General features: G+C 45.9%; 19 protein-coding genes. 9 read left to right on the top strand and 10 right to left on the bottom strand.

Annotation, left to right across the window (positions count from 1 at the left end; genetic code table 11):
- On the bottom strand, positions 1-816 hold the full coding sequence (locus tag Q5691_RS16735; protein WP_333212762.1) for an MOSC N-terminal beta barrel domain-containing protein: 816 nt from the start codon (positions 814-816) through the stop codon (positions 1-3).
- A gap of 233 nt (positions 817-1,049) precedes the next feature.
- Here Q5691_RS16735 and Q5691_RS16730 point away from each other — a divergent pair, with 233 nt between their 5' ends.
- A complete protein-coding gene (locus Q5691_RS16730) occupies positions 1,050-1,775 on the top strand; it encodes a carbonic anhydrase (protein WP_333212764.1) in 726 nt (241 codons plus the stop codon).
- Positions 1,776-1,900: 125 nt separating this feature from the next.
- Here the strand turns inward: Q5691_RS16730 and Q5691_RS16725 are convergent, their stop codons facing one another.
- Positions 1,901-3,088, bottom strand: coding sequence for a tetratricopeptide repeat protein (locus Q5691_RS16725; RefSeq protein WP_333212765.1), 1,188 nt, complete (start codon positions 3,086-3,088; stop codon positions 1,901-1,903).
- Positions 3,089-3,387: 299 nt separating this feature from the next.
- Between Q5691_RS16725 and Q5691_RS16720 the strand changes: the two genes are divergently transcribed.
- On the top strand, positions 3,388-3,657 hold the full coding sequence (locus Q5691_RS16720; protein WP_333128479.1) for a GlsB/YeaQ/YmgE family stress response membrane protein: 270 nt from the start codon (positions 3,388-3,390) through the stop codon (positions 3,655-3,657).
- Between the two features lie 513 nt (positions 3,658-4,170).
- On the opposite strand, the gene sppA is transcribed toward Q5691_RS16720, so the two are convergent.
- The 3 genes from sppA to Q5691_RS16705 all read right to left on the bottom strand — a co-directional run bounded on the left by sppA (position 4,171) and on the right by Q5691_RS16705 (position 8,180).
- Positions 4,171-5,991: a signal peptide peptidase SppA gene (gene sppA / locus Q5691_RS16715; protein WP_333345733.1), complete on the bottom strand. Its 1,821-nt coding sequence runs from the start codon at positions 5,989-5,991 to the stop codon at positions 4,171-4,173.
- A gap of 310 nt (positions 5,992-6,301) precedes the next feature.
- Positions 6,302-7,351: a type 2 isopentenyl-diphosphate Delta-isomerase gene (gene fni, locus Q5691_RS16710; protein ID WP_333212768.1), complete on the bottom strand. Its 1,050-nt coding sequence runs from the start codon at positions 7,349-7,351 to the stop codon at positions 6,302-6,304.
- Positions 7,352-7,496: 145 nt separating this feature from the next.
- The gene (locus Q5691_RS16705; RefSeq protein WP_333345729.1) at positions 7,497-8,180 is read right to left on the bottom strand and encodes an SDR family NAD(P)-dependent oxidoreductase; all 684 of its coding nucleotides are present in this window, start codon (positions 8,178-8,180) and stop codon (positions 7,497-7,499) included.
- 79 nt (positions 8,181-8,259) lie between these two features.
- Here Q5691_RS16705 and Q5691_RS16700 point away from each other — a divergent pair, with 79 nt between their 5' ends.
- Complete coding sequence (locus Q5691_RS16700) at positions 8,260-9,369, top strand: S-(hydroxymethyl)glutathione dehydrogenase/class III alcohol dehydrogenase (protein ID WP_333212771.1); 1,110 nt, start codon at positions 8,260-8,262, stop codon at positions 9,367-9,369.
- Positions 9,370-9,470: 101 nt separating this feature from the next.
- A complete protein-coding gene (gene fghA / locus Q5691_RS16695) occupies positions 9,471-10,325 on the top strand; it encodes an S-formylglutathione hydrolase (protein WP_333212779.1) in 855 nt (284 codons plus the stop codon).
- Between the two features lie 186 nt (positions 10,326-10,511).
- Here the strand turns inward: fghA and Q5691_RS16690 are convergent, their stop codons facing one another.
- A complete protein-coding gene (locus tag Q5691_RS16690; protein WP_333212773.1) occupies positions 10,512-11,426 on the bottom strand; it encodes a branched-chain amino acid transaminase in 915 nt (304 codons plus the stop codon).
- Positions 11,427-11,752: 326 nt separating this feature from the next.
- On the opposite strand from Q5691_RS16690, the gene Q5691_RS16685 reads away from it, so the two are divergent.
- Complete coding sequence (locus tag Q5691_RS16685) at positions 11,753-12,121, top strand: Lin0512 family protein (protein ID WP_333212775.1); 369 nt, start codon at positions 11,753-11,755, stop codon at positions 12,119-12,121.
- A gap of 459 nt (positions 12,122-12,580) precedes the next feature.
- On the opposite strand, the gene Q5691_RS16680 is transcribed toward Q5691_RS16685, so the two are convergent.
- Both Q5691_RS16680 and Q5691_RS16675 read right to left on the bottom strand, forming a co-directional pair.
- Positions 12,581-13,420 (bottom strand): DUF4142 domain-containing protein, encoded by an 840-nt coding sequence (locus tag Q5691_RS16680; protein ID WP_333345726.1) that lies wholly within the window; start codon positions 13,418-13,420, stop codon positions 12,581-12,583.
- 71 nt (positions 13,421-13,491) lie between these two features.
- Positions 13,492-14,454, bottom strand: a complete 963-nt coding sequence (locus Q5691_RS16675) for a hypothetical protein (protein ID WP_333345723.1) — start codon at positions 14,452-14,454, stop codon at positions 13,492-13,494.
- Between the two features lie 863 nt (positions 14,455-15,317).
- Between Q5691_RS16675 and Q5691_RS16670 the strand changes: the two genes are divergently transcribed.
- Both Q5691_RS16670 and Q5691_RS16665 read left to right on the top strand, forming a co-directional pair.
- Positions 15,318-15,797 (top strand): YqhA family protein, encoded by a 480-nt coding sequence (locus Q5691_RS16670; protein ID WP_333212926.1) that lies wholly within the window; start codon positions 15,318-15,320, stop codon positions 15,795-15,797.
- Positions 15,798-15,997: 200 nt separating this feature from the next.
- The gene (locus tag Q5691_RS16665; protein WP_190662935.1) at positions 15,998-16,240 is read left to right on the top strand and encodes a ChaB family protein; all 243 of its coding nucleotides are present in this window, start codon (positions 15,998-16,000) and stop codon (positions 16,238-16,240) included.
- Positions 16,241-16,463: 223 nt separating this feature from the next.
- Here Q5691_RS16665 and Q5691_RS16660 read toward each other — a convergent pair whose 3' ends face one another.
- Complete coding sequence (locus Q5691_RS16660; protein ID WP_333212925.1) at positions 16,464-17,096, bottom strand: hypothetical protein; 633 nt, start codon at positions 17,094-17,096, stop codon at positions 16,464-16,466.
- A 248-nt stretch (positions 17,097-17,344) separates the two neighbouring features.
- Between Q5691_RS16660 and Q5691_RS16655 the strand changes: the two genes are divergently transcribed.
- Positions 17,345-18,064, top strand: a complete 720-nt coding sequence (locus Q5691_RS16655; RefSeq protein ID WP_333212924.1) for an SAM-dependent methyltransferase — start codon at positions 17,345-17,347, stop codon at positions 18,062-18,064.
- Between the two features lie 179 nt (positions 18,065-18,243).
- On the opposite strand, the gene Q5691_RS16650 is transcribed toward Q5691_RS16655, so the two are convergent.
- Positions 18,244-19,344, bottom strand: coding sequence for an iron-containing redox enzyme family protein (locus Q5691_RS16650; RefSeq protein ID WP_333212923.1), 1,101 nt, complete (start codon positions 19,342-19,344; stop codon positions 18,244-18,246).
- Between the two features lie 16 nt (positions 19,345-19,360).
- Here Q5691_RS16650 and Q5691_RS16645 point away from each other — a divergent pair, with 16 nt between their 5' ends.
- Positions 19,361-19,555: a hypothetical protein gene (locus Q5691_RS16645; protein ID WP_333212922.1), complete on the top strand. Its 195-nt coding sequence runs from the start codon at positions 19,361-19,363 to the stop codon at positions 19,553-19,555.
- Positions 19,556-19,899 lie beyond the last annotated feature (344 nt).

Genomic DNA, 19,899 nt, shown 5'->3' with positions numbered 1-19,899 from the left:
CTAATCAGAAATGGTATTCAATAGAGAGTTGCTGACGCGGAGAATGTCAACTTCGTCTCCTATGTGTAATATTTTTTCTGCTGCTTGAGGTGCGAGTCGCGTGTTAACTATCAGCCGACTAAAGTGATTTAAATGCCCTTTTATTACCAGGTCAGGCATGATTTCCTTCTGCTTGGCTGTTAGTATATTTTTAAAATTTATATCGCTTGCTTGCGTCGCATAATTTCGCGTAGATAGGATACATGGCTGACCGGGATTAATAGCTTCAAATATTACTGTTCCTATTTTCAACCTCACAATTTCATCTGCTTGTGGAAAAAGTTGGTCTTCCCAAAAAGCCGGGACATCTCCTATTTCAATATTAGCTCGCAAGCGATGGCGCATCTCGTTAACGCAAACTCTCGGAAACCAAGATGCAACTTCGGCAATTGTTTCGGTACTGATAATGCTTGGCCCTGGTGCAGCCGTATTGTCGGGAAAACCTGTAAGCAAGTTTTCAATTAATTTGACAGGGAAACCAAAGTAGCTGCTCAACCAAGATTCTATTCCCAAGCGTTCTCTATCTACATGAAAAAATATTTCTTGTTCGGTGCCTTGAATTTTCAGACCGGCAATTCTCTTTTTGATGTCAAAGGATAAGCGTAGAAAACTGACTCCGCTGTTGTGCTTAGTGTTAACCAATTCTCCTGCTGCATCGCAGATTGCAAAAGAACGATCGCCTTCTAGAGCTCCGCTGGCTAGAATAGGTGCTTGACTGACTGCTATGCCGTCAAGGGACTTGACCGGATAGATATGAATGCTGGCAACGTAGGACATTTCGAGCCATTGATAAATAATAGTCGTTTTAGATACATTCTAGCATCCCTGTCCGCAGAAGGATGACTGCCATTGACTTTACTAAATAAAATATGAATGAAATAAAAATGGGCTACTTTTTTGAACTTTACATTGTGCCGGAGCAGCTTGTAAAGAAAAATCAAAGAAGTCTGACTGAGCTTGTGGTATATATTATGCTAACAAATACAAACAATTGAACCGAGTTGCAAGCAATGACTAAAAGCGAAAGAGCAGGTATGATTTCGCGACGGAATTTAATGCTGAGGGCTGGTGCAGGGATGCTGGCGGCAAGCTTGGCACCAGCGTTTTTACAAGCCGAAGTAGCAAAGGCAGAGGCAATCTCTGACATTACTCCTACTGACATTACTCCTAACAGTGCTCTTAAGAAATTGATGGAGGGGAATCAACGCTACATTGAGCAAAAACGGACATTTCCCGACCAAGCTCGATCGCGAGTTGTAGAAGTAGCACAGGGTCAACATCCGTTTGCAACTATCCTGGCTTGTTCTGATTCGCGGGTTGCTCCCGAAATTATTTTCGACCAAGGATTAGGGGACTTATTTGATATTCGAGTAGCTGGAAATTTCCTCGACGATGTAGTTCTTGGGAATATAGAATATGCCACCTTAGAATTAGGCGTGCCACTATTAGTAATTCTGGGTCACGAACGCTGCGGTGCTGTCAAAGCAGCTTTAGATGGTAAAGCTGTGCCGGGTCACATTAGCACTTTGGTGGCGGCGATTAAACCCGCAGTAGATTCGACCAAAGGTCAAACAGGCAATGCGTGGGATAATGCAGTCAGAGCTAATGTGAAAATGAATGTAAATAAGTTACAATCCTCGTCGCCTATTTTAGCTGAAGCAATCAAAGCCGGCAAGCTTAAAGTTGTTGGGGGCCGCTATGATTTGGATAGCGGCAAAGTAGAGATAATTGCTTGATTTGGCTGGTAATTTTCAGAATTTGTAGGGTAGTGCCAAGAGTGCCTACCCCTTGGGGAGCGAGGGGAAACCATCGGGGATTGCCCCTAAAAATTATTGGGTAACGATAAAGTAGATAGGGAAGTTTACATTAAACCCATTTCTTGTAGTCCCCGGCGCAAGCGTTCTGCTTCAAAAGGGCGGCGCTGTTCGTGAAGGGCGATCGCTCTTTTGAATTCTGCTAAACTCTCTGGCATTTTGCCAATTTTTAGCAAGGCAACTGCCAAGTTTTGATGAGCTTCCGCGTGTTCTGGATCGATTTTAATCGCTTGTCTGTAATAGGCGATCGCATCTGCTAAATTTCCGGCTGCCTTCAACGTCAGTCCTAAATTGTAGTGACCTACTGCAAAATTGGGGTCTATTTTTAAAGCTGCTTTGTAAGCTTTTTCAGCAGATTTCAAATCTCCTTCATCTTTGAGCAAATTGCCCAAATTATTGTAAGCACCCAACTTGAGTGGTGGGAACACATTGGTATTAATTGCCGCTTGATAGTGTTCTTTTGCTTTTACAAATTGCTGCTGCTGGCGATATGCAATTCCCAAATGATAGTTCAGCTCGTAAACAATAGAATCATCAATTGCCTCGGCAGTCAAGCCTTTGTTTAATAAATTAATTCCCCGCCCGATTTGCCCGCTTTCTACATACAGCGCACCTAATTTGCTACAAGCATAAGCATCGTTTGGATAATAAGCTATATAGCGTTCCATTGCTGCTTGAGCTTTTTGGAATTTACTTTTTGCGGCGATCGCATCTTTTTGATAACCAGAGTGCCAAATCGCCACATCGGGGAGAGAAGCTATTTTCCAATTTGGTTCCCTGTGCAAAATCTCAGCCACGCTGTCGTCTACCATGGCGTGGTAAGGGCGAGAAAAGCGGATGTCGGGGCGATTGCGAAACAAGCGCGACACTAGGGAATAGGGAGATTGAGAGGCACCGATTTCTTGGCGGATGAGATTGATTAGCAGCAGTTGCTCGCTCGCAATTGCCTGCTTAATTTGAGGTAGAATCTCCGGTACCAAAACCTCATCGGCATCCAATACCAAAATCCAGTCGCCCTGGGCGTGCTTCAGACACTCATTGCGCGCCGCTGCGAAGTCGTCGCACCATTCAAAGTCATAAACCCTCGCCCCGGATTCTCTGGCAATTTCACGGGTGCGATCGCCCGATCCCGTATCCACCACCACTATTTCGTCAACAACACCCTTAACGCTGTCCAAAGTCCGCGACAGTGTTGCCTCTTCATTCTTCACAATCATGCACAGAGTCAGATCCATCGGGCGCAAACTTTCCTCATTTCACAAAATTATTGTAATTTTTTTACCAGTAAAACACAAAAAGTCCCAGAAAAAATTCTCCTATTTCCTTTTTGCTTTGAGCATAAGTACCTTTCTTCCCTCGAAAAAGTGGGTTAACTCTTTTGAGATATTAAAAAACCTCAAACTCGGACGATTCATGAGAAATCCTACCACTTTCAGTTCATCCCTGCGGTAGAGGTAAGAGCGGGATAGGGGTTGTTATTCTTAGAACATAAGACAAGGCACAAGAAAAGTTTAAGTATTCAGGAGAAAGAGAAATGGGAATTATTGCTTGGATCGTTTTAGGACTGATTGCCGGTGCGATCGCCAAAGCCATTTATCCGGGATCTCAAGGCGGCGGTTTTCTGGCAACAACAGGTTTAGGAATTTTGGGCGCCCTAGTGGGAGGTTATCTAGGTCAAGTCTTGCTGGGGACGAGCGGGGGAGCATCCTTCGGAGCATTGACACTACCCAGCATAGCTTTTGCAGTCGTAGGTGCGATCGTTCTACTTTTCATCTGGGGATTGTTAACTCAGCGTGCTGCATAACAAATATTGCCAATTCCCAGTCGATCGACTTTTAGGGTATTCATAAACCCGGTTTCTTGAAAAAACCGGGTTTTTCAGTTGTTTGTAGGTGCGTCAATCGATTTTAGATTTTAGATTTTAGATTTTAGATTCTAGAGGCGACCCCACGGATAAATGCGGGGGCTCTTCTGATTTTCGATTTGCGATTTTGGATTGATTCCACGGATAAATCCGGGGGCTGTACCATCAAGAAATTCTTGGCCAATCGATTTTAGATTTTAGATTTTAGATTTTAGAGGCGACCCCACGGATAAATGCGGGGGCTTGAGAGTTTTCGATTTGCGATTTTGGATTGATTCCACGGATAAATCCGGGGGCTGTACCATCAAGAAATTCTTGGTCAGCCTACTTTTACCAAATCCGGGTTAAAAACCCCTATCAGACTCAGCGCTTGCAACGGTTCAAGAGCAAAACTTTCGTCTCAACAGAGCGGGACTAAGAATAAAGGGGTAAAAATCCCGGACTTGGTATTAATTAATCAATTCGCAAATTGAAAGGCAAGCGAACATAAATCCCCTGCGGGTCGTTCATCGACTTGATCACAGCCAATTCCTCTTGCATTTTCTTAAATTCGGCCGTTAGCGGGTCGAGTTTGGCGGCTGGTTTCAAAACGTGAACGCCTGAAATTCTTTCCAAAATTCGCTCCTCCAAGCTGCGGCGTTTTGGATATTCTTCCAACTTCCAATCATCGCCGAGTTTAGCTTGCTTAGCCGCTTCTCTGACAGCATCTTCAAGGCCACCAATTTCATCGACTAAACCCAACTGTTTCGCGGCGATACCAGACCACACCCTGCCTTGAGCAATTTCTTGTACCTTGTTTTTCGGCAGTTTGCGGGAGGTGGCGACTTTAGTAATAAATCGATCGTAAATGCGATCGACTATCCTCTGAATATTCGCCAATTCTTGAGGATTTTTCGGGCGGGCAACCGTGTTAGTATCCGCAAAGCGACCGGTTTTCACCACGTCCCAAGTTAGACCGTTGTTAGCAGCCAATTTTTCGGCGTTGAACAGCATTCCAAAAACACCAATAGAACCAGTAATCGTATTGGGTTCGGCAAAAATGCGGTTGGAACCCATCGAAATCCAATAGCCGCCGGAAGCTGCTAAATTGCCCATTGAAACAATAACGGGTTTCTTTTTCCCCGTCAGCATCACTTCGCGCCCAATGACTTCGGCCGCCGTCGCACTGCCTCCGGGACTGTTGACGCGCAAAACTACCGCTTTTACGTCGTTATCTTCTCGGATTTTCCGCATTTCTTGAGCGATGCGATCGCCTCCTACTTCAGTCGGGCCCCCTTCGCCGTCTACAATTTCTCCCTCGGCGTAAAGTATAGCAATTTGGTTTTTATTGTTAGCGTGAGTTGAGTTTTTATTCTCAGCAATTTTCGCGTAGTTTTTCAAACTAATTTGCTTGAAAGATTTGTTTTCGCGATCGGTTCCTGTGAGTTTTTTGAGTTCAGTCGATATTTCGTCAAAGTATACAACTTTATCAACTAACTTGTTTTTGAGAGCTTCGTCAGCCATCAAAGTTCCGCCACTATCTGCAAGCGCTTGCAGTTGCGGAACAGTCACTTTGCGACTCGGGGCGACAGTTTGCAGGTATTCTCCCCACATATCTCCGAGCAACTTTTGAGTTTGCTGGCGATTTTCTGGACTCATTTTTGTGAGCAAAAACGGTTCAACGGCTGACTTGTATTTGCCGACGCGAGTCACTTGCACTCCCACGCCGTATTTTTCCAAGGCACCGGTGAAAAACATTGCCTGACTGCTAAAACCGTTGATTTCCAAAGCGCCGTAAGGATTGACGGCAATTGTATTAGCAACGGAACCGAGGTAATAATCTCGCTCGTTCCAGTCCATCTGGTAAGCAAAAATAGGTTTTTTGGCATCTCGGAAACGCTGCAATGCCGATCGAACTTCTTTGAGATTGGCAAACCCGCTGCTGCTCGAATCCGAGCTGCCTTCGAGATAAATGCCAACGATTTTCGGGTCTTTTTTCGCATATTCGATCGTGTCTAAAACAGTCCGCAGCGTCACTGTATCGCCGGAATCTTCCGAAAGCACTTCTTCAATCGCCGCGCCAGTGCTACGGCTCGGTTTGCTGTCGGTGATATTTGAAGAAAGGTCTAATACCAATACAGACTTATCTTTAACTTGCGGGCCTGAATCTTTAGACGACGATGCCGCCATAGCAATTAGCAGTACCAGTCCCCCCAATCCGATGCTGCCCAGCAGCAGCAGTCCTAGGAAGGTTCCCAGTAAACTTGCACAGGTATATTTTAGGAAATCTTTCATTAGATAATTGGTAATTAGTTATTAGTCAATAGTCAGTAGTCAGTAGTCATTAGTCATTAGTCAGTAGTCATTAGTTATATCACATCCGGTTAGAGCGGAATGATACCGAGCGTGCAAGCGTCCCCGCACGCGATCGAGACGCTCGCACTGCACTCGGAAAAATATGATTCCGATGCCAGCGGAAATGATATTATTGGTAATTCCTGGAAGTAGGATTTAGCACTTATCTGCTGTCGTTAGTTATTAGCTTATGACTAATGACTGTTGACTAATGACTGCTGACTAATGACTTTTGACTGCTGACTCACTTTTATCTTAACCTTTCCAAAACCCCAGAATGTTTTAACTCATCCAAATTACCGCAGCCTGTACAGAACATCACGGTGGCGATTTCTGCAATTAATACCTCAGCAAGGAGGGCTGCGGCTGATTCCGATTCCGCTGCAGCTTGTAGAAACGGCCGCGCCAGTCCCGCAATATCCGCGCCAAGGGCGAGAGCCTTCGCTGCATCCAACCCATTCTGCAATCCTCCAGAGGCAATCAGAGGAACATCCGGCGCTACGGCGCGGGTGCTGACAATGCACTCGGCTGTTGGTATTCCCCAGTCGGCAAAGGTTGCGCCCAACCTGCGCTGCTTGCCATCTTTAGCTCGCTCTCCTTCTATTTTCGCCCAAGAAGTACCTCCGGCCCCGGCAATGTCGATCGCACCTACCCCAGCGGCGAGCAATTTCTTTGCCATTTTTCCTGAAATACCGTTGCCGACTTCTTTAGCAATAACTGGTACTGGTAATTTATCGCACAATTTGGCAATTTTATCTAGCAGTCCTTTAAAGTTAGTATCGCCTTCGGTTTGAACGCACTCTTGCAGCGGATTGAGGTGTAAAATTAGTGCGTCTGCTTCTAAAATATCAACAATTTTTTGGCACTCTTCCAAACCATAATTGTAGTTTAATTGAACTGCTCCGATATTGGCAAATAACAGAATATCTGGAGCGCGACGACGGACGGCAAATGTAGGAGCTAGTTGAGGATTTTCTACAACGATTCGCTGGGAACCGACTCCCATTGCTAGTTTGTATTCTTGAGCAACATCGGCGAGGCGATAATTGATTGTCTGGGCTAATTCTGTGCCGCCGGTCATCGAGGAAATTAGCAGGGGAACGGCTAGTTTTTTGCCGAGGAATGTGGAGGTTAAATCGATTTCAGTGCGATCGAGTTCTGGCAAACAGCAGTGTTCAAAACGGTAGCGTTCTAGGCCGCTGGTAGTTTCGCGAAATTGTACGTCTTCTTCGAGGCAAATCCTCAGGTGGTCTGCTTTACGGGTTTCGGTTTGCGAGGGGGAGGTTAGCGGCAAGTTCACAGTTGCTATTTGGGGAAAGAGTTGTGATTTGGGAATATAGCAATTTTATTTCATTTTTGAGATTTTTTTATGAACCGCAGAGAGCGCAGAGGGCGCAGAGGAGAAGAAAGGAGAGATGTTCGCAAATCCTGTAAGGGTTGCTGTATTATCCAGGAACAGTCAGCGGCATTCCGTTATCGGAAGCTTTTAATTTTAGTAAGAAAGGAACTGCTTTTTGCACCCATGCTTTAACTGACGGGTAATTTGCGGCATCTTCTCCGAAACAAATGTCCAGCATATCTGTGTGAATTATCCCCGGATTCAAAGGAACTGCTGCCAAACCTGCGGGCAATTCTTGAGCGAGCGATCGCGTAAGTCCTTCTATTGCCCACTTGGAAGCGCAATAGGGCCCGACTTCCGGCGAAGTTGACCTTCCCCAACCAGAACTAAAGTTGACAATTATGCCGTTTTTTCGAGCAATCATTGCCGGGACAAAGTGGCGAATTATATTAGCCGTACCTTTAATATTAACATCAATTACCTGCGAAAATTCTTCGTTGCTGACATTCCAAAGAGGCGCTAGGTGATTAGCTACACCTGCATTATTAATTAGCAAATCTGGCGGCTCATTTTTTACCATAATTTCTGTTGCCCAAGCTTTTACTCGATCGTCGTTGGTGACATCCAAACAAGTAAAATGGTGGGGCGCACTATATTTTTGGTTGAGTTTCTCCACCGCTTCCGAAGAACGGGCGCATCCCACAACTGTATGTCCCAATTCAATAAACTTTTCGGTCATGGCAAGACCTAGACCGCGACTAACTCCGGTAATTACAATTAATTTTGTCATAGATTTGCTCCAAGTTTGACATTAAGTAATACAATACATATTGACTGGTGAATTGACAAATAGAGGGCAGGGAGAAAGCATGAAAGTAAAAGCAGCAGTTGCTCGTAGTGCCGGCAAACCTTTGAGCATTGAAACGGTGGATCTGGATGGGCCGCGGGCTGGAGAGGTGCTGGTGGAAATTAAAGCCACGGGTGTTTGTCACACTGATGCTTACACTCTTTCCGGTGCCGATCCTGAAGGCTTGTTTCCGGCTATTTTAGGCCACGAGGGAGCCGGGATTGTCGCAGAAGTGGGGTCGGGAGTAACGAGTGTCAAAGTGGGCGATCGGGTAATTCCTCTCTACATTCCCGAATGCCGCAACTGCGAATATTGTTTGAGCCGCAAAACAAATCTCTGTCAAGCAATTCGCGTGACTCAAGGGCAGGGAGTGATGCCCGACGGCACGAGCAGGTTTTCCATAGACGGGCAGAAACTTTACCATTACATGGGAACTTCTACCTTCGCTAATTATACAGTATTGCCAGAAATTGCAGTAGCAAAAATTCGCGAAGATGCTCCTTTTGATAAAGTTTGTTTAATCGGCTGCGGCGTAACAACTGGCATCGGCGCTGTCATAAATACTGCGAAAGTAGAGCCTGGTTCTAATGTGGTAGTTTTCGGTTTGGGTGGCGTGGGTTTGAATGTAATTCAAGCGGCTCGCATGGTGGGAGCTAACATGATTGTCGGCGTAGACTTGAATCCCGACAAGCGAGAGATGGCGGAAAAATTCGGCATGACTCACTTTGTCAATCCTCGCGAAGTGGAAGGCGATTTAGTGCCTTATTTGGTAGATTTAACCAAAGGCGGAGCTGATTACAGTTTTGAATGTATCGGCAACATTAATGTGATGCGCCAAGCATTAGAATGCTGCCACAAAGGTTGGGGTGTGAGCGTAATTGTCGGGGTAGCGGGAGCAGGTCAAGAAATTAGCACTCGCCCGTTTCAGCTAGTAACTGGTAGGGTTTGGAAAGGCACGGCTTTTGGCGGCGCAAAAGGCAGAACTGATGTTCCTAAGATTGTTGATTGGTACATGGACGGTAAAATTGATATTGATAGTCTGGTAACTCAGGTAATGCCGATCGACAAAATCAATGAAGCCTTTGATTTGATGCACAAAGGCGAAGTAATTCGCACAGTTTTGACTTTTTGAAGGAAGAAGGAAGAAGGAAGAAGTTCGGCAACAGATTTTGTAACGGATGTAACGGATAGAATAAAGATTAATTCCCAATGCCCAATTCCCAATTCCCAATTATGCTCTCTGACTCCCTAAAACTGCACAAAGAACAGAAAAGTTTCGGTGGCAAACTCGGCTTTTACAGCCATCAATCTTCCGCTTGCAACAGCGAGATGAAATTCGCTGTTTACCAGCCGCCGCAAGCTTTATCTCAACCCGTACCAGTTTTGTATTTTCTATCAGGTTTAACCTGCACGGAAGAGAACTTTATGGCAAAAGCGGGGGCGCAACAATTTGCGGCAAAATATGGGTTAATGCTGGTTGCGCCCGACACTAGCCCGCGCAACACGGACATCCCTGGGGAAGATGAGGATTGGGATTTAGGAAGTGGTGCGGGTTTTTATGTTGATGCGACAGCCGCACCTTGGAAGGCTCACTATCGAATGTACAGTTATGTGGTTGATGAATTGCCTAATTTAATCGCCGAAAATTTTCCAGCGATACCGGAAAAACAGGGAATTTTTGGTCATTCGATGGGCGGACACGGGGCGTTAATTTGCGCGTTGAAAAATGGATCTCGCTATCTTTCTGTTTCCGCTTTTGCGCCTATTTCCGCCCCAATGCGCTGCCCTTGGGGACAAAAAATATTCGGACACTACCTCGGTTACGACAAAGAGATGTGGAAGACGTGGGATGCTAGCGAATTGGTGCTGGAGGCACAATACAACCGTCAGATTCTGATTGACTGCGGCACTGCTGACTCCTATCTCGCTGACGGGCAGTTGTTGCCTGAAGTGTTCGCAGAAGCTTGTGCAAAAGCGGGACAGCCACTAACTTTAAGGATGCAGGAAGGTTACGACCATAGCTATTATTTTATAGCTAGTTTTATGGAGGATCACATTCGGCATCACGCGGCTGTTTTGTGCGGGTAGTTCCTAGCAGGAAACAGGCAAGATGCCTGCTCCACAACAACTGTTAGGCTCTACCTGGGAACCGATATCCAGAGGCTCTGCCTCGCATGGCTGCCATGAAATGTGGAGGCCGATGCTCCTGATCTGCGTTACCAGGCAGAGCCTGGTAACGAGTGAACTCGCTTCTACGATCACAGGTATTTTCGGTTAATTAAGATTAATCGGAAATACCCAGTCTTTGTACTTGCTGTCCCGATTTTCGATAATCCCGGTTAGTTTGTCCAAAACCTTTTCGGTGATGGGTCGGTTTGTGGGCAAGTGATAGTTTTCTACTCGCTTAATTGGCGTAATTTTGGCTGCGGTTCCGCAGAGGAAAATCTCGTCTGCAATCAACAGTTCTGATCTATCAACGGGTCTTTCTATGACCTCAATTCCTAAGTCTCTGGCGATTGTGATTACACTGTCTCTGGTAATTCCTTCGAGAATATCTTGCTCGAAACCGGGAGTAACTAATTTACCGTTTCTGGCGACAAATATATTCATTCCTGAAGCTTCGCTGACTTTTCCCTGAGTGTTCATCATAATAGCTTCGTCGAAGCCGGATTCTACTGCTTCTGTTTTAGCTAAAGCTGAGGTGATGTAAGCGCCACTAATTTTACCTCTTAAGGGCAAACTGCGGTCTTCTTGGCGGTACCAAGAGCTAATTCTACAGTTGACTCCTTCTTTGGGTAAATAGTCTGAAAGTTCTAATCCATAGACAAAAAAGTCGGTTTCTACGTTATGCAGTCGCGGGGCAATTCCTAAACTTGATGTGTAGATAAAAGGGCGGATATAAAATGATTTTGTTGGTTGGTTTTTCTGAACAAAATCAATAATTATTTGTTGGATTTTGCTGGCGGGTAAATCGCAGTGAAGGAAGCTGGCACTTTGACTTAATCTTTGACAGTGGCGGTCTAATCTAAATAGCAATATTCGATCGGCATTTTGGGGGTCGGGAATTCCCCGCAACCCGCCTAAGACTCCGGTTCCGTAGTGCAGTGCGTGGGTGGCTATGGAAATTTTGGCGTCGGTAAAGGGGAGAAATTGGTTTTGAAAGTAGGCAATTGGCAGAAAACTATCCATGATTCAAGCTGGCGATGAGTTTTGCAGTCCACGAGGAAAGCTGAATTGGATAATATTACCATAACTTATACCATTTTAACTTTAAGATTTTAGATTTTAGATTTACAATGACTGATTTGATATAAGTTTGGAGGTCGTCTAAAGTTATCTTTTTTATTAAATGAGATGATTATTGTGTTATTCGATGGAGCGATAAAATAATATAAAATTCGGTCATTTGGGTTGATAATTGTTTGGCGAAAGAGTGCGAACCTCTTCGTTGGCGAAGCCCCCGTAGGGGGGGGCTTCACTAACGACTACAAACAAAAATAAACCAATGGACAACTATGACACGTAAATGTTTCATCATTGAAATGGGGATGGGTATAGACCAGCACGGGCAGGAACCGACTGTAGCCTGTGCAAGGGCTGTACGAAATGCGATCGCCCATAATGCTCTCCTAGGCGTCTGGGAAGTGGCGGGTTTGACCGACCCTAATCAGATGATTGTTGAGGTTAAGGTGGCTGTTCCTTACCCGGAACAAGTGCGCGCCGAGGAGGTATTGGCGGTGCTGCCTTTTGGCAGCAAAACTCTGATTGTGGAGCAAGGAGGCATGATTGTGCCAGGAAGGGCGATCGCCTCTCTGAATGATAAAAATGATGAAATGCTAATCGCTGTGGCGGCTGTGACTGTTTTTGTGGACACTGAGGACTAATTAATTTGGTGTTGTTTGAAGAAATCGCCCGATCGCACTTGCTTGTTTTCACGATCGGGCGATCGAACGCCTGTCTGTTAAAAAATTATTAATTTAGACTAAATTGTAGGCTGCCCCGGAGATATGGCATGAAATATCGTAGGAAATCTGAGGCTTGAGGCACCCTCCAATAGGTTGGTTGCACGGTAAGGTTTATTTGCGCCTACGTACTTAATTTTGAAGTTTTAATTGATAATTTTTAATTTTTCAGGCGACCGGGTATGTAAGCAATCCAGCAAAACCCTACGATAAATAACAGCCAGGTTGCTGTAATATTGTTGCCCAACAAGTTGCGGAGAAAATCTTCCATTTTTCTCAAAAATTATAGGGTTTAAAAGAATTTATTACTGTTCCCTCTCCGAGCACAAAAGGTAGAGTGCGATCGCATAAAAGCCGATCGCACTCTACCTCCTCTACCTCCTATTTGGGCTGGCTAGTATCTGCCAACATTTGGTTAACCATTTGCAAGTGCGCCTGAAGGTTCGGCAACTTCTGGGTGGCCCAAGCCTTCAAGTCTGGATCTTGTCCCTGTTGAGATTGAGCCTGAAACAAAGCAATAGCCTGAGTGTGGCTGTCGATCATAGCCTGCTTGTAAGCGGTGTCAAAACTTGTACCGGATAGTCCGGAAAGTCGATCCATCAAAGCTGTGTTCTGGCTGCTTATTTCGGTTGGCAGTTTTACGCCTTTTTGCGTTGCTACCTGCATCAGTTCTTGATTAGCCTGGGTGTGTTCCTCAACCATTTCTTGCCCGTATTGTTTCACACCTGCACTAGAACCGCGCTGCACTGCCAATCTGCCGAGCTCCACTTCCAGCATACCAAGTTGACCTGCTTGCATGACAAAGTTTCTGTCTTGGCTGCTGAGAGAATTAGGCGAAGTTTCGCCACCTGTTGGAGTGTTGGGAGAACGGCTGGGAGTGTTGTTGATGGGGCTATTTGGAGAACGGCCGGGAGTGTTGTTGGTGGGGGTATTTGGAGTGTTGGGAGAACCGCCAGGATTGTTGTTGGTGGGGGTATTTGGAGTGTTGGGAGAACCGCCAGGATTGTTGTTGTTAGGATCTGTAACAGAAGGTCCCGGAGAATTAGGATCGTTTAAGTCGCTATCAGCAAGATCAAAAACCCGATCGCCCGACTGGTTGAAGCCGTGAGTCTGGCGGTTTAATTCTGCGAATCCCGGCACAGCTATCAAGGAACTAACGCCGGCAATTCCGGCAACTGTTACCAATTTTTTGAACAAATTTTTGCGATTGAGTGAAGTCATGAATTTCTAAGCCTCTAAGTTGTTTTCAAAAGTACGTCAAGCGAAGCTATCCCGTAGGGAATCGCCCGAAACTACCGATGGGATGGCGTACTGCCTTTCCGAAACAGGTTGATCAAACCAAACGCGCCCAGGGCACCCAGCCACCCGAAATTGTTGGGGCTATCGCGCCGAGCACTCAAAACTCCAGAATTAGTATCAGCCGGCGTCGATGTCGTACCAGTTGTACCTGTTGTACCAGTGCCAGTTGTACCTGTTGTACCAGTGCCAGTTGTACCTGTTGTACCAGTGCCAGTCGTATCGGTTGTACCGCTTGTACCCGTGCCAGTCGTACCGGTTGTACCGCTTGTACCCGTGCCAGTCGTACCGGTTGTACCGCTTGTACCCGTTGTACCCGTTGTACCCGTGCCAGTCGTATCGGTTGTACCGCTTGTGCCGGTGCCGGTCGTACCAGTTGTACCGCTTGTACCCGTTGTACCGGTGTCACTCGTACCGCTTGTACCGCTTGTACCGCTTGTACCGCTTGTATCGGTGCCACTCGTACCCGTTGTACCCGTTGTACCGCTTGTACCCGTTGTACCCGTTGTACCCGTTGTACCCGTTGTATCGCTTGTACCGCTTGTACCCGTTGTACCCGTTGTACCCGTTGTACCCGTTGTATCGCTTGTACCGCTTGTACCGATGCCGCTTGTACCCGTTGTATCGGTGCCACTCGTACCCGTTGTACCCGTTGTACCGCTTGTACCCGTTGTACCCGTTGTACCGCTTGTACCAGTGCCACTCGTAACGCTGGTACCGGTTGTATCCGTGCCAGTCGTACCGCTTGTACCACTTGTGCCAGTACCGCTTGTACCGTTTGTACCGCTTGTACCCGTGCCAGTTGTACCGGTACCGCTTGTACCGCTTGTGCCTGTGCCGGCACCGCCGCCACCAGCACCGCCCGACTGGGCTGAAGCAGGCAGTGCTAAGGAAACCGTTGCTAAACCTAAAGTACAAGCGCTTGCTAAAACAACTTTCAACAATTTAGAAGATTTCATGGTAATGCTTGCTTTTGCATAGAGTGCTGCGATCGGTTGTGATGCCAAAACCGGAGGGTCAAATTGACAGCGTAACGTACAATTTTTCTAACCTTCGCTGCGGAACAATGAAGGTTAGGGAGCCAATTTAGTCCCGTTCCCTTGATGATTTTTTCCTGATTAATTACACCGCCACGTTAACAGTTTATAAGCTATTACGTATGCTTCAAGTTCGCCATTCATCTTTAGGAATATTTGACAAAAGGACTTTTTATTTCAGGTGGTGGATGAAATTTGATTGAGCGGCAGACTAGCTCAATCAAATTTTGTGTTCGGGGGATAGAAACCAGGTTGATATGAAAAATTTTGGGTGGAGTAACGAGACATATACGAATTAACCGGCTTTCTCAGACAAGCGCCCGCTTCTTCCTATGAATTTTCCCCGGATGCAGGTGCTTTGAGGCAGAAATTGGTGATTTTCTCACCGTCAATTTTGCTTGAGCACTCCGCCAGATGAGTTAGTTTTAAAAATTTTTGAGCGCTATTTTTTCTTAACTTGTGGCTGACAATTTGGGCACTGGCAGAATACCGCTCAAACTTTCCCAGGAAACTAAATTATCTCAAAACGCGCGAGCGATCGCTCCGAGTCGCAAAAGCGCCTGCTACCCTGCAACAGCAAGGCTTTTGACTGGGATTGGAGTTGTCTCAAACACGAAGGCGAAATGAGGGCTATGCGAGTTGTGGCCGCGCGACCTGAAATTAACCAGTGGCCACACTCGGCAGAATTGCTTGTGAGTGCGATCGGGCAAACTCTGATATAGTAAAGCCACAGGTATGCCAGAGAGCGCTTGTTCTCTAACCAATTTTCCAACGAGAGATCAACTATGCTGCATCGAATTCTTGCCAGAAGTCGCTATCTAATGTTAATCGCTGTATTCGGTTCTTTTGCAACGTCTGTGACGCTTTTGATCTACGGTGCCCTGGAAACCGTCATTACCATCGGCCACACAGTTACAGTACCGGTTTCCAGCGAAAACTCCAAACAACTGATTCTGTCTGGCATCGAAGTTGTAGATTTGTTTCTCCTCGCCACAGTATTTTACATTACTGCACTCGGACTTTACGAGTTGTTTATTGACGAGCGCATCAAAGTACCCATCTGGCTGGAAATTCACACTATCGACGACCTGAAAAGCAAACTCACCAGCGTCATTGTAGTAGTGTTGAGTGTATTGTTTCTCTCGGAGGTAGTTCGGTGGAATGGCGGGACGAACATCCTTCCCTTGGGAGCAGGTATCGCTTTAGTAATCGCTGCGCTGACGTATTTTCTAAGTTCGCAGGTGAAAAAACCGAAGTCAGATTAATGGCTGTTGGAGGAGGGAAATTAGCCAAATCCGGCTGAACCAGGAACGGCAATCAAGTTGTATTAGTTTTTACAAAAACTTTAATATTACATCTGTCTTCGGACTGATAAGAATGCAATCTTAAACTTGCTTTTAGAGAGAGGAAAGTAGTGGGTTCTAGTATATAAGATTAAATTTATGTTTAATAATTAGAGGTCATTATGCCAGAACAACAATTTGATACCTTACCTTCAGAAGCACAAGAACTCCCCCAAGGAGCGAAACAAATTTTTCAGGCGGCTTTTAAGAGCGCTAGTGAAGATGGAATGAGCGCCGATGGTGCTACTAGCGTTGCTTGGAACAGCGTAAAATCTGAATACGTTCAAGGCGAAGGTGGCACGTGGCATCACAAGGGCGACGATACTAACCAAACCCGCAAATCTGTACAGTCTGGTGGCAATTAGTTATCAGCCATCACTTCTATCGTGTCCGCTAAAATAACCCCGATCCGTTGTTTAGTGAGGACTTCATTCCTCAAATTTTGAGGAGAACCAAAAGTCCTCACTACCCACAAATTGCAGTGACGTTATTCTAGCGGGCGTGATATCCTCCGTCATTAGGAATGTACTCATCAGTTGTGGTTAATGCTTGAGGTTGATAGCTGTGGGAATCGCGGCGGAACACCCGTTAATGTAGCCTGTTAATAGGCTGGCGCATATCCCATTGCAATTCGGCTAAAACCAGCAAGCTAAATACCATTACGACTCCCGTAAATAGGAAAGACCAACCGCCCGTGTAAGGCAAAATCAAAATCCCCAACAGGTGAAATAAACTTGCAGCTAAAAGCGCGCGCGATCGCACTGCAAGTCCCGTCCCTAAATACCCTATCCCGCTCATTCCCAACCACAGCGGACAGAGATTCGCCAACACTTTTCCCCAACTGAGAAAAATTGCTAAATCTGTCAGCAACAATCCTAATAACATTAGTATTACCCAACCGTAAAGCACCCAAATCAGGCGTTCTATTTTAACCCAAGAGTATGTCATGCTTACCATTGCTGCTGTACCTACGAGGCTGAGCGCTGACCACAAACCGGCTTGCAGCATCCAACTCACCGAAAAAAATTGTGCTGTGCCGAAGATGGGTATTAACAGCAAGCTCCACAGCAAGCAAGTTCGATCGAGACAAGTGTAAAATTGTGAATAAAATCGATCTTTGCCAAGGGGAAACTGAACCTGCCAAAGCCCTTCTAAATCCTGAAGCTCGATGTTAAGCTGTTTCCGGCGCAGAGGGGGAACTGAATAATTAAAAAAGGTCATATCTGACACTATTAAAATTTACAATTATTTGCTTAGGTACTATCTCACCAGTAATCGCTCTAATTGCAATCTGTCAATCGGATTAATCTAGTTAATTGGATAATCTGTCGGCAGTAATAGTTATTTGAGCCCACCCGGTATAACAGGAAGAGATAGATTGTACAAGTTGATAAAATAGCTCTTGCGACAGATGGCTGGAATATTACTTATTCGATATTTTAAAAATAGTCAACTTTGTTACCGAATTTATGCTCACTTCATCCCATCCTCTGAAACAGGTATTCCACTGCCCGGAAGAATCGGATTTTTACGCGCACTGCTTGGAAAGTTTAGTGTTAAATGCTAGTGACAATTCTCGACTTATCGTAGAGTTTGGTTCAGGAGAGGGAAGTCCAGTTATTAAGTCTTTGCTGAGAAGTGATTTTGATGGGACAATACAGGGATTTGAGCTAAATAATGTAGCTTGGAAAATTGCTCAGTCTCAAATTAAGGAATATCAACTCAGCGAAAAATACACAGTCAACAATTGCTCTTTTTTTGATTCGCCTTTATACGAGTCGGCGGATTGTGTCATCTCAAATCCGCCTTACTTGCCTGCGGTAGATGATAAAATCTACCAACCACTGTTGCACGGCGGGAATGATGGTTGTACAATTGCTAAGAAACTTTTATCTTTGGGCAGCGATGAAGTTTTGCTGATGGTTTCTAGCTATTCTAATCCTGTGGGTTTGATCGATTATGCCTTGGATCGAGGCTACTCGGTTGCGAATTTTGAAATTGCACCTTTAACTTTTGGCTATTATAGTTCGGAACCCAAAGTGAAAAGCGCGATCGCCACTCTCAGAGAACAGGGAATGGCTTTTTATACGGAAAACATCTATCTGCTGGCTGGAGTTTTCTTTAAGAAGCACCAAAAGTCGCAAAGAGATTTGTCGATCGAGCTCATTCAGTTAATGACAGCATTGTGAAATACAGCGCTCGCAGGTGCATCTTGCGTGTTCCACCATTGTCAGCAACAGGCTGTCCGGCCTGTTACACAAGAAATACACTCTTTGTGGAACAGGCCGGACAGCCTGTTCCTCAAAGGCTTATTGAGAAAGGTGCAAGATCTAGGGTGCATCCAAGACTTATGCACCCTAAATAGCCGTTAATTCCGTTCTGCAGCTTGGATCGATCGCACCACAGCAGCAGCAGCCCGATCGCCGATCGACTTCTCCTGATCGTACCCCAACACCAGCTCCCAAGCCTCCTGCGGGTATCTATCAACCAGCGGGATCGCCACTTCATCCAACATCCACCGGCCGTGACGTTCATCTTCTTTGATGTGGAGTTCCCAATAACCCATCGCAGCTTGCGAGAGGCCCAGACGCTGGGCGGCGGCTAGATAATTGCGGTAAGCGACAGGCCCGGCCACCTCAAAATAAGTGAGTCCGCCGTTGTATCGCAGAAAATGGCGCTTGCGTTCCGTCAGCAGAAAGTTGTGATTAATACTTGCGAGCACTTCCCAAGGCACTAAATCGAAGTACGCTTCCGGTTCCGTACTCATCCCGAATTCTGCCAGCATTTGAGCAAAAAAGGTCGAATGCTTGCGCGGGAGGCGACCGCCGCCGTATTCTTCGATCAGCACTCGCGTAAGGGTGCACTGAATTTCGTTGCCGGCACCGCCGATGATGCGAGAAACACGGCTGGCTTCCACTAAACCATCGAAGGAGGCGATCGCCAGCAGGTGTTTGTATCCCTCTTCAGTCATCTGTTCCCGCTGGTAGCGATCGAGCTCAGTTAGCGGAGGATCGACATCGGCGGCTGCGCGATCGCGCAGAGCTTGCTTGACATCCGGCAATTTTTGCAGCGCTGCAACGTCGATTTGCGCGATTTCCCACTGCTGCCAAGGTTCCTCAATGCGATCGCGCACAGAACGCAAATAGTGCGATCGTTCGTTGTTGTAGCGGCGCAAATCATCGTACCAAAACAAGTTGAGGCGGTTGATGCGGTAAAGCACGCGCTGCAAGAAGCGGTGAGCGGCCTCATCGCCCGGTTCCTGTTGGTAAGCTGCTTGAATTGCATAGGCGATTGCGCTTTCAAAATCGCTGACAAGTAACGGTTTTGTCGCCACCGTCTTGTCTAAATCCTCGACTTCTAGCAAATTGACAAATTGCCGATCGGCTGCTTCGTAATTTGGGGGTGCGGGTTGCTTTTTGGGAAGACTCGGCGAGTCTATTTTGGGGAGTAAATCTGCCGTGTTTTGCATGGAATCAACTTATGTTATGACTTTGATTATTGTGCTGCCTGCCCAAACAGCCAACCGTTGCAGATTGCTGATGATTCTGGCTAATTACTTTCAAGATAGCGAATCTGTCAGCCGTATACACCCTTCCATTGATAGAGATTTAACCGCTACCGTCTCATACCCTTTTCAACTTGTGAGTAAAGGTAGCAACGTTTATGGAAACTGGTATTAACTTATATCAAGCTTCCTTCTCAATCACCTGTTTAGAAACTGGCAAGATGCCCCTTCTTCAAAAACTCTCTTTTCTTGTGGAATGGGCATCTTGCCCCTTCTTAAAAACTCAACCTTCTTGTGGAATGGGCATCTTGCCCCTTCTTAAAAACTCCATTTTCTTGCGGAATGGGCATCTTGCCCCTTCTTAAAAACTCAATCTTCTTGCCCACATTCCGCAGATGTGGGTCGGATTTCTTGATCAGTTGTGAAAACTTGGAAGCCAAAGGCTTTTAGGCTGAAATTATACAGTTTTAGCATTACAGAAGCTTGTCAAATTTACCTAAACTAAGTAAATTGAAATAA

It is taken from the genome of Microcoleus sp. w1-18aA5, assembly GCF_036701705.1.
GTDB lineage: Bacteria > Cyanobacteriota > Cyanobacteriia > Cyanobacteriales > Microcoleaceae > Microcoleus.
This window is presented reverse-complemented; position numbering and strand designations above follow the sequence as displayed.

What these genes read in the sequence shown, in the direction of transcription:
- Q5691_RS16735 (WP_333212762.1), bottom strand. Translation starts at nt 816, where the DNA reads ATGTCCTACGTTGCCAGCATTCATATCTATCCGGTCAAGTCCCTTGAC.
- Q5691_RS16730 (WP_333212764.1), top strand. Translation starts at nt 1,050, where the DNA reads ATGACTAAAAGCGAAAGAGCAGGTATGATTTCGCGACGGAATTTAATG.
- Q5691_RS16725 (WP_333212765.1), bottom strand. Translation starts at nt 3,088, where the DNA reads ATGGATCTGACTCTGTGCATGATTGTGAAGAATGAAGAGGCAACACTG.
- Q5691_RS16720 (WP_333128479.1), top strand. Translation starts at nt 3,388, where the DNA reads ATGGGAATTATTGCTTGGATCGTTTTAGGACTGATTGCCGGTGCGATC.
- sppA (WP_333345733.1), bottom strand. Translation starts at nt 5,991, where the DNA reads ATGAAAGATTTCCTAAAATATACCTGTGCAAGTTTACTGGGAACCTTC.
- Q5691_RS16705 (WP_333345729.1), bottom strand. Translation starts at nt 8,180, where the DNA reads ATGACAAAATTAATTGTAATTACCGGAGTTAGTCGCGGTCTAGGTCTT.
- Q5691_RS16700 (WP_333212771.1), top strand. Translation starts at nt 8,260, where the DNA reads ATGAAAGTAAAAGCAGCAGTTGCTCGTAGTGCCGGCAAACCTTTGAGC.
- fghA (WP_333212779.1), top strand. Translation starts at nt 9,471, where the DNA reads ATGCTCTCTGACTCCCTAAAACTGCACAAAGAACAGAAAAGTTTCGGT.
- Q5691_RS16690 (WP_333212773.1), bottom strand. Translation starts at nt 11,426, where the DNA reads ATGGATAGTTTTCTGCCAATTGCCTACTTTCAAAACCAATTTCTCCCC.
- Q5691_RS16685 (WP_333212775.1), top strand. Translation starts at nt 11,753, where the DNA reads ATGACACGTAAATGTTTCATCATTGAAATGGGGATGGGTATAGACCAG.
- Q5691_RS16680 (WP_333345726.1), bottom strand. Translation starts at nt 13,420, where the DNA reads ATGACTTCACTCAATCGCAAAAATTTGTTCAAAAAATTGGTAACAGTT.
- Q5691_RS16675 (WP_333345723.1), bottom strand. Translation starts at nt 14,454, where the DNA reads ATGAAATCTTCTAAATTGTTGAAAGTTGTTTTAGCAAGCGCTTGTACT.
- Q5691_RS16670 (WP_333212926.1), top strand. Translation starts at nt 15,318, where the DNA reads ATGCTGCATCGAATTCTTGCCAGAAGTCGCTATCTAATGTTAATCGCT.
- Q5691_RS16665 (WP_190662935.1), top strand. Translation starts at nt 15,998, where the DNA reads ATGCCAGAACAACAATTTGATACCTTACCTTCAGAAGCACAAGAACTC.
- Q5691_RS16660 (WP_333212925.1), bottom strand. Translation starts at nt 17,096, where the DNA reads ATGACCTTTTTTAATTATTCAGTTCCCCCTCTGCGCCGGAAACAGCTT.
- Q5691_RS16655 (WP_333212924.1), top strand. Translation starts at nt 17,345, where the DNA reads ATGCTCACTTCATCCCATCCTCTGAAACAGGTATTCCACTGCCCGGAA.
- Q5691_RS16650 (WP_333212923.1), bottom strand. Translation starts at nt 19,344, where the DNA reads ATGCAAAACACGGCAGATTTACTCCCCAAAATAGACTCGCCGAGTCTT.
- Q5691_RS16645 (WP_333212922.1), top strand. Translation starts at nt 19,361, where the DNA reads ATGACTTTGATTATTGTGCTGCCTGCCCAAACAGCCAACCGTTGCAGA.